Raw genomic sequence first — 11,719 nt, 5'->3', positions numbered from 1 at the left:
ACTGCCACCGCTGCTGCGCCGGATACTGCGTCCGTTGCTGGACCCGTACCGGCGTTACCGCCATGCCAAACTGATCCATGCGGTGCGGGTTTCGCTGGGATTGCTGGCGACGATCCTGCTGACCACCGGCATCCACCTGCCCCATGGCGAATGGGCGTCGGTGACTATGCTGGTGGTGATCGGTGGCTTGCAACATCACGGCAATATCGGCAAGAAAGCTGCCGAGCGGGCCATCGGTACGTTGATCGGGGCCGGTGTCGGCTTGATGCTGGTGGCACAACAGGCCTGGCTCGGGATGCCATGGCTGACCTATTTCGCGATGTCGGTGGTGTGCGGATTTTTCTCATACCACGCCATCGGCAAGGGCGGTTACACAGCGCTGCTGTCGGCGATCACCGTGTTTATCGTTGCGGGGCACGGCGACAACCCGGTCACCGATGGCCTGTGGCGCGGGGTGGATATTCTGATCGGCATCGCCTTGGCACTGGCTTTCTCCTTCGCCCTGCCGCTGTACGCGGTGTATTCCTGGCGCTACAACCTGGCCGATGCGTTACGCGACTGCGCGGCAATCTACGGCCGCATCATCAAGGGTGAGTCCGTCACCGCCGACGAACACCTCAAGCTCATGAATCGCTTGAACGCAGTCATGGTTCAACTGCGCTCATTGATGCCCTCGGTGTCCAAGGAAGTGCGGGTTTCCATGACCGAACTCGATGCAATTCAGCGCAATCTGCGGATGTGCGTCAGCATCCTGGAAATCCTTGGCAATAGCCGGCCGAATGCCGACAACTCCGAGGCAATGACCCATCTGCAATTGGCATTGAAAGCCGAGCACCGACAGATCCGGGTACAACTGATCGGTATGGCTCGGGCATTGAAATCGGGTGCTTCGCAACGGCTCAGCCGGCCAGCCGAACCGCCATCAGACTCAACGCTGGATGCACCCGTCTACAGTCCGCTGGATGGCTACCAATTGCTGACCCGCCAATTGACCGCGAACATCGGCGAGATGCGCCAGCGCTTGGCGAAGACCGCACCGCGCTGGAACATCTGAGAGGTTGTTTATTGCGCCACCACCCGCCGGGGCTTCAGACCCCAACCCTGTTGCATCCCGGCGGCGGCCAACAGAATCGCGGCGACACCGATCCATTGCAGCGGCTCCAGGCGATGGCCGAAAGCGAACCAGTCAACGAATATCGCCGCAATCGGGTAGATGAACGACAGCGCGCCGGTCAGCGCGGTCGGCAGCTTTTGAATCGCGCCGTACAGCAACACATACATCAAACCGGTATGCACGATGCCCAGGGTCACCAGGCTGGCCCAGGCACTGGGCGCTTGCGGCATCGCAGAGAAATGCGCAAAGGGCGCGAGCAACAGCACGCCGGTGCAGACCTGGATCAACGCGATCAGATGCGGCGGCGTACCGGTCAGGCGCTTGATGATCAACGCGGCAATCGCGTACAGAAAGGCCGCCCCCAGCGCCAGAGCAATCCCCATCAGGTAATCGTTGCCGCCCTCGCCTTGCTCACCATGCGCACTGACAATCGCCAGCATCCCCAGAAACGAAATACCTAGCCAGAACAGTTTCTGCAGGGTGATTTTCTCCCCCAGAAACAGCGCGGCGAGCCCCACCAGCATGAACGGCTGGACGTTATAAACCGCCGTGCCGATGGCAATCGAGGCGCGAGAGTAAGACGCGAACAACAGCACCCAGTTACCGACAATCGCCACACCGCTCAGTACGGCCAGCAAAAAGGTGGTGGACGTCAAAATGCCGGGGCGCAGAAAGCCGAACGCAGCGCAGATGAGTAGCAAGGTGGCGGCACCGAACACGCAGCGCCAGAACACCACGTCCAGTACCGGTTGCCCGGACACCAGCACGAACCAGCCAATGGTTCCGGAAATCAACATGGCGGCAGTCATTTCGAATGACCCGCGACGTAGTGTTCTGTCCATCATCAACCTCCTGTGTTTGAGCCCAAAGTATGCCAATCCGCCGGTGGGATTCTCCAGCGCAAAAATCAGGCTAAACTCGGTTTCTGCCTTTTTTATCAAGGCCTATTCCGCTGATTGCCTAACAGGGGTTTTCCATGACCGACGACATCGACCAAGTGCTGATCAATGCATTGATGGAGGACTCACGCCGCTCGCTCAAGGCCCTGGCACAGATCAGCGGCTTGTCCTCGCCCAGCGTCGCCGAGCGCCTGCGCCGCCTCGAAGAACGTGGCGTACTCAAGGGCTACACCGTCGAGATCGACCCCAAATGCTTCGGCTATCAACTCCAGGCCATCGTCCGCATCCGGCCCCTGCCGGGCCAGTTGCAGGAAGTGGAGCGGCAGATTCAGGCGATCCCCGAATTCACCGAGTGCGACAAAGTCACCGGCGACGACTGCTTCATCGCCCGCCTGCATGTGCGCTCGATGGAACAACTGGACACTCTCCTCGACCGCCTCAACAGCCACGCCGAAACCAGTACCGCCATCGTCAAGAAAACCCCGATCAAGCGCCGGCTGCCACCGATGGCGTGAGTGCTGTTTTGTTCGCGAAGGCGTAGATTGATCTTTTTCCGGCGAAGGATTGGCGGTATGAAAACTCAGGCCATGTTATTGGCGGCGTTAATGCTTGCCGGCTGCGGCACGTTTCAGACGGTGGTGCGCAGTGACGAAACGGCGGTGAAGAGTCTCAAGGAGCAGAAAACCTACTGCGGCGCGGTTCCACGGATCTATAGCGGCGTGACGTATGATTTTTGCAGCCTGCATGCGCCTCCGGGCCCGGGCATCGATGAGTTCAAATACAACAATGCCACGCCCTTTGTGCTGATCGACGTAGTCATTTCCGGCGCGCTCGACACCCTGCTGCTGCCCTACACCATTTATCGGCAACAGGCCGATGGCAGCATTGTCATTACCGAATGACCTTGGACGCCCCGATTCCCAGACAATAAAAAACCCGCCGAAGCGGGTTTTTTACTCAAGGCTGGCGATCAATCATCGCGGCCCATGATGCCGAACAGTTGCAGCAAGCTGATAAACAGGTTGTAGATCGATACATACAGGCTGATGGTCGCCATGATGTAGTTGCGCTCGCCGCCATGAATGATGGCGCTGGTCTGGAACAGAATGCAGACCGAGGAGAACAGCACGAAACCTGCGCTGATCGCCAGTTGCAGACCGCTGATCTGGAAGAAGAAGCTCGCCAGCGTCGCGCCCAGCAGCACGAAGAAACCGGCTGTGATGAAACCGCCGAGGAAACTCATGTCCTTACGGGTGATCAGCACGTAAGCCGACAGGCCGCCGAACACCAGCGCGGTCATCGCGAAGGCCGAGCTGACCACTTCCGCACCGCCCTGCATGCCCAGGTAACGGTTGAGGATCGGGCCGAGCAGGAAACCCATGAAGCCGGTCAGCGCGAACGCAGAAACCAGGCCCCACGCCGAGTCACGGAGTTTGTTGGTGAGGAAGAAAAGACCATAGAAGCCAATCAGCACCACGAAGATGTTCGGGTAGCCGACACGCATCTGCTGAGCGACAAACGCCATCACGCCGCTGAATGCGAGGGTGAGAGCGAGTAAGCCGTAAGTGTTGCGCAGGACGCGGCTAACCTCTAGCTGCTCAGCCTGCACGCTGTTATTAACTGCGTAATCCTGTTCGCGCATGGCGACACTCCTGTTGGTTTGAAACGTTCAGTCGCAAAGATCATAACAGACGCTCTGTAACAAGCCATGCAGAGAGTTTGACAGTGTGTTTCATTCAGGTATTATGGCGCCCGCAACGCAAACGGAGGTGTGGCCGAGTGGTTTAAGGCAACGGTCTTGAAAACCGTCGACTGTAACAGGTCCATGAGTTCGAATCCCATCGCCTCCGCCATCTTATGTACGACAAAGCCCTGATTTTTCAGGGCTTTGTCGTTTCTGGGGTTTGGCAAAACTTGCCAGCCCACACTTCAGCCCACACCTTGGATGAAGTATTGCTTTTTGACCAGCGGCCAATTTTTTGGAAGCTAAATTGGGCAACCGGGATGAATTTCGTGTTCAAGCGAACGGTTTACGCGGGAGAACAGGTCACCTGCCACTGGCTCATCGCTGACATCGATGAACGCAGCCATGCTAAAGCCGAAGTCAGGATAATGAATGCTGAAGGCATCACTGTGATGGAGGCAACAACTTCTGGTGTGCTACCTGGAACTGAAGAGCGTGAATGCCTCAAGCTGATGCTTTCTGAAAGAGATCCCACCAACGTTGCTGCCAAATCCATGAATTGATGGCTTAGAAAATGGCTCGCTGAAGTGAGGCGTCCTTGCCCCGTTGTCACGAATTTATGCAGCCTTCAGCGTTCTAAACCGAATATTCAATACTATCGGCTCGGCCCAGCACCTTCGAGAACATGGGATTGATGTAGTCGTAGACCTTCCAGGCGTCGGCCAGAACTACCAGGATCATGTGTTGGCTCCTGTTGATGCCGTCCTCAAGAATCCAATCAGCCTGATGGGGCAAGATCAAGGCTGGCGTACTCTCTCCAATGGCTTTCAGTAGTTAGTCACCTAACAATACCCCAAAAAACCACAACTTGAATTAAGAGTCAGGGAGCCCCGTGTATACGAGTCTAGGTTCGCGGCCCTGATTTATTCGCCCTCCGCCAAGAGTGGCGATTCAAACCACCACAATTGCGTTCGCAGAGTTTTGGCTCGGTAACCTGGGTTACTTCGATACCGATCCCGATTCCTTCGATTTTGAGCAGATCCAGAATGACTGATCGAGCGCATGAGGCCGCATGTACTGGTTGGTGGTCGGGCGGCCGGACTCAGACTTACCCAGGTAGCGGGTGTCACCGCAGGCACCGTACACAGCTATCTGAGCGGCGACGGTGGAAGGTGAATACCGTACGCCTGGGTCGACCGCACTGTTGCCCGCTCAACAGTGATGCTGAACCGCTATTGGCTGAGCAACACTTGGCCGCTGCGAGGGGCGTTCCCCGCTGATATCGGCCTGCCAAGGCCAGCCAAAGGCGACTCACCCGGCACTGGCGGCTAGACAAAGTCTTGAGCTAATAACCAAAAAGTATTTACTGGATGTTTTTTAGATCATTTACATTTAATTCATGGATGCGGCAGTGTTGCCCGGTAAACAGAAGCGCCATTGTTGCTCAGGCAACAGTCGCTCAACAGTTAGCTGCCCGGGCAACAGCAGCCGAGATAACAAGTTAATCCATCTTATTGTTTTTAATAGTTATTTTAACCTTGGAACATCTCTTGCTCTGATGGCTGCACATCCCGCAACTCGAACAGGAACAGACCCCATGAGCACCCCACTTAAAGTCGTCGCCGTTTCCGGTGGAACCTATCGTCCGTCGCGCACCCTGGTGCTGGTCCAGGCCATCGTTGCCGAGCTGAGCCAGTACCTGCCAATCGAAAGCCGCATCATCGAACTGGGCGACATTGTCCGCCCGCTGGGCAGCGCCATGTCCCGTCAGGAGCTGCCGGAAACCGTTGAGTACGAGTTGAGTGCGATTGAGTCGGCGGACCTGCTGGTTGTGGCCGCACCCGTCTACCGTGGCGCCTACCCGGGCCAGTTTAAGCACCTGTTCGACCTGATTGGCCAGGACGCATTGATCGACACCCCGGTGTTGCTGGCCGCCACCGGTGGCAGCGACCGGCATGCGCTGGTAATCGATCATCAGTTGCGCCCGCTGTTCAGCTTCTTCCAGTCGGTGACCCTGCCCCTTGGCGTGTATGCCTCGGAGGCCGATTTCACGAATTACCAGATCAGCAGCGAAGCGCTGAAAACACGCATCCGCCTGGCAGTCGAACGGGCCGCACCGCTGTTCACCGCCAATGCCGCCGACTTGCGGAAAACAGCCTGAGGAACAGCCTGTGACCGCTATCCATACATCCAGACTTGAAACCCCGCTGCAGATCGCCCGGACGCTCGCCGCCGAGTTTTCCCGAACCGCCGCCGAACGCGACCATCTGGGCGGCACGCCGAAAGCCGAGCGCGACGAGTTGCGCCGCTGCGGTCTGCTGGCGATGAAAATTGACCAGCAATACGGTGGCCTTGGCGCCAGCTGGAGCGACACCCTGGAAGTGGTGCGCGAGTTCGCCAGGGTCGACAGCTCGATCGCCCATGTGTTCGGCTTCCAGCACTTGATGCTGGCCACGGTACGGCTGTTTTCCCGGCCCGAACAGTGGCAGCCCTGGTTCGAACAGACCGCGCGCAACAACTGGTTCTGGGGTAATGCCCTTAACCCGTTGGACACCCGCACCCTGTCAAAAAAATTTGCCGGCTATCGCGAGTTTTCCGGGCGCAAGAGTTTCTGCTCCGGCGCCTCCGATTCGGAAATGCTGATTGCCTCGGCGCTGGATGAATCCACCAGCGGCAAGCTGTTGATCGCCGCCATTCCCAGTCATCGCACCGGCATCACCTTGCACGGCGACTGGGACAACATCGGCCAACGGCAGACCGACAGCGGCAGCGCCACCTTCGAACGGGTGCGCGTGGAAGAGAATGAACTGCTGCTAGATCCCGGCCCGCTGAGCACGCCCTTTGCCTGCCTGCGCCCGCTGATCGCCCAACTGACCTTCGTCAATATCTTCCTCGGCATTGCCGAGGGCGCGTTCGAAGAGGCCCGCAATTACACCCTCAAGGAAACGCGCCCCTGGTTCAAGGCCAACGTCAGCCAGGCCAATCAGGACCCCTATGTCCTGCGCCATTATGGCGAATTCTGGGTCGGGCTGGAAAGCGTGCGCCTGCTCACTGAACGCGCCAACGCCCTGCTCGACCAAGCCTGGAGCAAGGAGCACCGGCTCGGCGCCGAGGAGCGTGGCCAACTGGCCTTGGCCATTGCCACCGCCAAGGTCGCCGCCACCCGCACCGGCCTGGACCTGACCAGCAGCCTGTTTGAAGTGACTGGCGCCCGCGCCACCCATGCCGCGCTGCGCCTTGATCGTCACTGGCGCAACCTGCGCACCCAGACCCTGCACGACCCCGTGGACTACAAGCTCCATGAACTGGGTGACTGGGCGCTCAACAAGACGCTACCCACTCCGTCCTTCTACTCATAGGCCCCACCATGCAACTACTCAGGCTGCCGCCCTCACCAGCCCTGGCCACCTCGATACGCGCCACTGCGCAAGTCTTCGAAGACCCGAAATCACAGGCGCTGCTGGCGCACCTGCAACAGGTCGCGCCCAGTGACGCCAGCGTGTTGATCATCGGCGAAACCGGGACCGGCAAGGAACTGGTGGCCCGTCATCTGCACAACCTCAGCGCCCGTCGCAACAAGCCGTTTATCGCGGTCAACTGCGGCGCGTTTTCCGAAAGCCTGGTGGAGGCCGAACTGTTCGGCCACGAAAAAGGCGCCTTCACCGGCGCCCTGAGCGCCAAGGCCGGCTGGTTCGAGGAAGCCAACGGCGGCACGCTGTTCCTCGACGAGATCGGTGACTTGCCGATGCCGATCCAGGTCAAGTTACTGCGGGTGCTGCAGGAGCGTGAAGTGGTTCGCCTGGGTTCACGCAAAAGCATCCCCATCGATGTACGGGTGCTGGCTGCGACCAACGTGCAGCTGGAAAAAGCCATCAACGCCGGGCACTTTCGCGAAGACCTCTATTACCGGCTGAACGTGGTCAGCCTGGAGCTCAGCCCGCTGCGCGAGCGACCGGGCGACATCCTGCCGCTGATCCGCCACTTCATCGCCGAGTACAGTCGTCGGCTGGGTTATGGCGAAGTGGTGCTGGATACCGAAGCCGAACAGAAGCTGGTGAATTACTCATGGCCGGGCAATATTCGCGAGCTGGAAAACGTCATTCACCACACCCTGTTGATCTGCCGTAACAATCTGATCCGTGTCCAGGACCTGCACCTGTCCAACCTGCGTATTGAACGCCAGGACGCCAGCAATACCGTCCAGGACGACAGTGCCGACGCCCTGTTGCAGCAAGCCTTCCAGAAGCTGTTCGAGGAAGAAAGCGGCGCCCTCCACGAGCGGGTCGAGGAAGCGCTGCTGCGCGCGGCCTATCGCTTCAGCCACTACAACCAGGTACACACCGCCAGCCTGCTGGGGCTGAGTCGCAACATCACCCGCGCGATGCTGATCAAGGTCGGTGAGCTGGTGGTGAACAAACGCCGCCCGGCACAAGACGCCCGGACGGTCAAAGTGGTCAACCTGTCGATCTGACTGGTGCTAGCGGTCAAGCAGCAGCTCCTTTACCCGCTGTCCCGCCTCCCAGATAGAAGTCCTGAATATCACTGCACGCGGCCAACTGCCCGGTCGTGCCTTCGCTGACGACTCGGCCGCTTTCCAGCACGTAGCCGTACTGGGCGTAACGCAGAGCCAGGTTCCGGGCTGGAGGCACCGGCGTTCTTCGCCTCGCTGCCGAAACCGTTGACGGCCTCGGGGTCGGCCTTGGCGATAATTTCCTGCAACACCGCGCGGGCCTCGGTCTCGGTTTCACGGGCGATGACAAAGGCGTTCACCCCAACTTTCACCGAGTGGCCATTGATCGCGGCCTTGGCCCGAATGTCGTCGACCTGGGCCTTGATGCCTTCGACAGTGTTGCCGTTGGTGAAGTACCAATCGGAGACCCGCGAAGCCATGTCCCGCGCCGCGCGCGAGCTGCCACCCTGGAAGATTTCCGGGTGCGGTTGCTGCAGTGGCTTGGGCTTGAGGGTGTAGTCGTGGAAGCGGTAGAAATCGCCATGAAAACTGAAGTTGTCCTGGGTCCAGATGCCCTTCAGCGCCTGGATGAATTCTTCCGAGCGACGATAGCGCTCATCGTGGTCCAGCCATGGCTCGCCAATGGCGCGGAATTCGCCCTTGAACCAGCCCGACACGATATTCACCGCGACGCGACCGTTGGTGAACTGGTCGATGGTGGCCAGCTGCTTGGCCGCCAGCACCGGACTCCATGGGCCAGGCAGGATGGCCGCGATCACTTTGAGCTTCTCGGTGGCGGCCAACAGTGCGTGGCTGATGGTCACCGATTCGTGTTGGTTTTCGGCGCCATAACCGGCAGTGAAGCGGATCTGTGACAAAGCGTATTCGAAGCCGGCCTTTTCGGCGATTTGCGCCAGCTTGCGGTTGTAATCGATGTCCCAGCTAGTGCGCTGTTCGATCTTGCTGACCACAAGGCCGCCGCTGACGTTGGGAACCCAGTAGGCAAACTTGATGCTGTTCTGGCTCATTGCATGTACTCCATTGATTCGTTGAAGTGAGGGTTGACCCGGGACGTCAGGCTGCGCTGGTGTCCGGTTGAACAGTCGGATTGAGGCTCAGTACCGCCGACTCGACAGCGCGCTCGATGCGTTCGAGCAACTGCGGGCTGGTGATCTGGTAATCGGTGAAATCGGCTTCGGCGGCATACACACCGATGGGCAAGCTCAGGGCCTGGAAAAAGCCGAACAGCGGGCGCAACTGGTGATCGATGATCAGGGCGTGACGGTCCGAGCCACCGGTGGCGGCCAGCAACACCGGCACGTTGTTCAACGCCTGGTGATGGACGAAATCGAACAGGTGCTTGAACAGTCCAGTGTACGAGGCGCGGTATACCGGGCTGGCAGCAATCAGCAGGTTGGCCGTTTCAATGGCCTGCAGATCGGCCTCGACCGCAGCGGGCAAGTCTTCACGGCGCAGCACCCCGGCAAACTGCGGGCCGACCTCGGACAACTCGATCAGGTGCAGTTCGATCGGCAGTTGTTGCGCAAGACCGGCGATCAGCGCCTTGAGCAGCACCAGGGTGCGCGTAGGCCGCTGCACGCTCCCGGATACCGCGACCACTTTCAGTGTGTTGCCCATTGCCCGTCCTCGTGGTGGCAGAGGCCACCGTGGCATCTGCACAAGGACTAGAGCAGCAACCGTGCCACTTCAATAATTCAATATAAATCAATTAGTTATACAGTTTTCGTAAAACGCCGCAGTGTCGTCCAACGGACAGGCTGTTGATCAACTGTTGCGCTCACAACAGTTGTCTCGCGGCGTTTGGCACGAAGCCCCGCCCGGGCCGCTGTTGTCGGGCGGTCAGCGCTTCAACAAGTTGCCCGGCAGGCGACAGGAGTGAGCGCCGTCGACACCCCGCACGCCCTGTAAAACGGCTTTTTACAGCGCCAGGCACGACCTGTGCACTGACAGCAGTACGCAGCAGATCGACCGCTCTGTTGCTTCTCTTGCCTTCCATAAGGAGCTGCACCATGACAGTCCAGCAACAACACCTGCCACACCCCCTCTCCACCGGTACCGACTACCAGGCCCTGGCCGAGCGCTTTCGGCCGATCTTTGCACGCATCGCCGCCGGCGCACTGGAGCGCGAGCAAAGCCGCAGCCTGCCCTTTGAACAAGTGAAATGGCTGAAGGAAGCCGGCTTTGGCGCCGTACGTGTACCGATCCCGTACGGTGGCGCCGGCGCTTCCCTGCCCCAGCTGTTTGAGTTACTGATCGAATTGGCCGAAGCGGACTCCAATTTGCCACAGGCGTTGCGCGGTCACTTTGCCTTTGTCGAAGACCGCCTCAATGCCCAGGCTGACGCACCACAGGACACCTGGTTCAAGCGTTTTGTCGAGGGTGATCTGGTGGGCAATGCCTGGACCGAAATCGGCAGCGTCAAGATCGGCCAGGTCGGCACTCGCGTCTCGCGTCTGGGCGAACACTGGGTAGTCAACGGCACCAAGTACTACAGCACCGGTAGCATCTTCGCCGATTGGATCGACCTCTATGCCCAGCGCGATGACAACGGTGCCGACGTGATTGCCGCCGTCCGCGTGCAACAACCGGGCATCTCGCAGAGTGACGATTGGGATGGCTTTGGCCAGCGCACCACCGGTAGCGGCACCTCGGTATTCGAAAACGCCGTGGTGGAGCCTGAAAACCTGCTCGACTTCGCCACCCGCTTCAAGTACCAGACGGCCTTCTATCAACTGGTGCTGTTGGCGGTTCAGACCGGTGCCGGCCGTGCCGCGGTGCACGACATCACGGAAGAAGTGCGCAAGCGCACGCGCATCTTCAGCACCGGCAATGCCAGCCACGTCAGCCAGGACGTCCAGGTGCAGCAAGTGGTGGGCAAGGCATCGGCGCAGGTCTACGCCGCACACGCCACCACCCTGCGCGCGGCGACCGCCTTGCAGGTGGCGTACGAAAGCCGCTTCGCCCATGACGAAGTCGCCGAACGCGAGGCCAACATCGCCGCCGAACTGGAATCGGCCCAGGCCCAAGTGGTAATCGCCGACCTTGTGCTGCGCGCCACCAGTGACCTGTTCAACGCCCTCAGCGCCTCGGCCACCAGCACCGGCAAGGCCTTCGATCGTCACTGGCGCAACGCCCGCACCGCGGCCTCGCACAACCCCCTCATCTACAAGGAACGCATTATCGGCGACTGGGAAATCAACGGCACCGAACCGCCCTACGTCTGGCAGATCGGCGCTGGATCGAAGTAAGCCGATATCACGCGGGTGCCAGATACCCCAGCACCTGCACCTGATCGGCCAGCGACGAAGCACGGGCCAGCAACGCGTCTGGCCCCTGGCTCGTCGCTACGCCCAGGAACCAACGTCCCTGGGCGCGGCTCTGGATACGCTCGATACCGCCATGCGGCAAGCTGACCTGCCCACCCAGTGCTTGGCCGACGGCAAGCGCACTCTCAAAGAGACGGGTGCGCATTTCGTATATTTCCATCTAACGCAACGCCCTATTTCACATTCCAGGCTCGCACACAGATCCCCTGTGAGCGAGCTTGACGC

12 protein-coding genes, 1 tRNA gene and 2 pseudogenes are annotated in these 11,719 nt (G+C 59.6%); 9 read left to right on the top strand and 6 right to left on the bottom strand.

Annotated features, from left to right (window positions below; all coding sequences use genetic code 11):
• Nucleotides 1–34: 34 nt before the first annotated feature.
• Complete coding sequence (locus tag ACZ9BB_RS06795) at nucleotides 35–1,054, top strand: FUSC family protein (RefSeq protein ID WP_476213084.1); 1,020 nt, start codon at nucleotides 35–37, stop codon at nucleotides 1,052–1,054.
• 8 nt (nucleotides 1,055–1,062) lie between these two features.
• Here ACZ9BB_RS06795 and ACZ9BB_RS06790 read toward each other — a convergent pair whose 3' ends face one another.
• Nucleotides 1,063–1,956: a DMT family transporter gene (locus tag ACZ9BB_RS06790; RefSeq protein WP_476213083.1), complete on the bottom strand. Its 894-nt coding sequence runs from the start codon at nucleotides 1,954–1,956 to the stop codon at nucleotides 1,063–1,065.
• A gap of 134 nt (nucleotides 1,957–2,090) precedes the next feature.
• Between ACZ9BB_RS06790 and ACZ9BB_RS06785 the strand changes: the two genes are divergently transcribed.
• Complete coding sequence (locus tag ACZ9BB_RS06785) at nucleotides 2,091–2,528, top strand: Lrp/AsnC family transcriptional regulator (RefSeq protein WP_476213082.1); 438 nt, start codon at nucleotides 2,091–2,093, stop codon at nucleotides 2,526–2,528.
• A gap of 57 nt (nucleotides 2,529–2,585) precedes the next feature.
• Nucleotides 2,586–2,915 carry a YceK/YidQ family lipoprotein gene (locus tag ACZ9BB_RS06780; RefSeq protein ID WP_476213081.1) on the top strand — a complete coding sequence of 110 codons (330 nt, stop codon included), beginning with the start codon at nucleotides 2,586–2,588 and terminating at the stop codon, nucleotides 2,913–2,915.
• A 68-nt stretch (nucleotides 2,916–2,983) separates the two neighbouring features.
• Here ACZ9BB_RS06780 and ACZ9BB_RS06775 read toward each other — a convergent pair whose 3' ends face one another.
• The gene (locus tag ACZ9BB_RS06775) at nucleotides 2,984–3,655 is read right to left on the bottom strand and encodes a Bax inhibitor-1/YccA family protein (protein ID WP_431758902.1); all 672 of its coding nucleotides are present in this window, start codon (nucleotides 3,653–3,655) and stop codon (nucleotides 2,984–2,986) included.
• Nucleotides 3,656–3,778: 123 nt separating this feature from the next.
• Between ACZ9BB_RS06775 and ACZ9BB_RS06770 the strand changes: the two genes are divergently transcribed.
• From ACZ9BB_RS06770 to ACZ9BB_RS06750, 5 genes are all read left to right on the top strand, one after another.
• Nucleotides 3,779–3,866 (top strand) — tRNA-Ser (locus tag ACZ9BB_RS06770).
• Nucleotides 3,867–3,870: 4 nt separating this feature from the next.
• Nucleotides 3,871–4,260: a hotdog family protein gene (locus ACZ9BB_RS06765; protein ID WP_476213080.1), complete on the top strand. Its 390-nt coding sequence runs from the start codon at nucleotides 3,871–3,873 to the stop codon at nucleotides 4,258–4,260.
• A 1,034-nt stretch (nucleotides 4,261–5,294) separates the two neighbouring features.
• Nucleotides 5,295–5,858: an FMN reductase gene (msuE, locus tag ACZ9BB_RS06760; RefSeq protein WP_008073835.1), complete on the top strand. Its 564-nt coding sequence runs from the start codon at nucleotides 5,295–5,297 to the stop codon at nucleotides 5,856–5,858.
• 10 nt (nucleotides 5,859–5,868) lie between these two features.
• Nucleotides 5,869–7,056, top strand: coding sequence for an acyl-CoA dehydrogenase family protein (locus tag ACZ9BB_RS06755; RefSeq protein WP_008073834.1), 1,188 nt, complete (start codon nucleotides 5,869–5,871; stop codon nucleotides 7,054–7,056).
• An 8-nt stretch (nucleotides 7,057–7,064) separates the two neighbouring features.
• On the top strand, nucleotides 7,065–8,168 hold the full coding sequence (locus tag ACZ9BB_RS06750) for a sigma-54 interaction domain-containing protein (protein ID WP_476213079.1): 1,104 nt from the start codon (nucleotides 7,065–7,067) through the stop codon (nucleotides 8,166–8,168).
• A gap of 13 nt (nucleotides 8,169–8,181) precedes the next feature.
• Here the strand turns inward: ACZ9BB_RS06750 and ACZ9BB_RS06745 are convergent.
• The 3 genes and pseudogenes from ACZ9BB_RS06745 to msuE (ACZ9BB_RS06735) all read right to left on the bottom strand — a co-directional run.
• Nucleotides 8,182–8,331 (bottom strand): annotated as a pseudogene (locus tag ACZ9BB_RS06745) (ABC transporter ATP-binding protein); the annotation flags it as partial.
• Nucleotides 8,330–9,175, bottom strand: a pseudogene (gene sfnG / locus ACZ9BB_RS06740) (dimethylsulfone monooxygenase SfnG); the annotation flags it as partial. The pseudogenes ACZ9BB_RS06745 and sfnG, both read right to left, overlap by 2 nt.
• 46 nt (nucleotides 9,176–9,221) lie before the next feature.
• On the bottom strand, nucleotides 9,222–9,785 hold the full coding sequence (gene msuE, locus ACZ9BB_RS06735; protein ID WP_008073822.1) for an FMN reductase: 564 nt from the start codon (nucleotides 9,783–9,785) through the stop codon (nucleotides 9,222–9,224).
• A 392-nt stretch (nucleotides 9,786–10,177) separates the two neighbouring features.
• On the opposite strand from msuE (ACZ9BB_RS06735), the gene ACZ9BB_RS06730 reads away from it, so the two are divergent.
• Complete coding sequence (locus ACZ9BB_RS06730; RefSeq protein ID WP_476213078.1) at nucleotides 10,178–11,416, top strand: acyl-CoA dehydrogenase family protein; 1,239 nt, start codon at nucleotides 10,178–10,180, stop codon at nucleotides 11,414–11,416.
• A 7-nt stretch (nucleotides 11,417–11,423) separates the two neighbouring features.
• Here ACZ9BB_RS06730 and ACZ9BB_RS06725 read toward each other — a convergent pair whose 3' ends face one another.
• The gene (locus ACZ9BB_RS06725) at nucleotides 11,424–11,639 is read right to left on the bottom strand and encodes a hypothetical protein (protein WP_476213077.1); all 216 of its coding nucleotides are present in this window, start codon (nucleotides 11,637–11,639) and stop codon (nucleotides 11,424–11,426) included.
• Nucleotides 11,640–11,719 lie beyond the last annotated feature (80 nt).

The sequence above is a fragment of the Pseudomonas sp. TE3552 genome, assembly GCF_056278945.1.
Note: the sequence above shows the minus strand (reverse complement) of the source record. Positions and strands in the feature narration are given on the sequence as shown.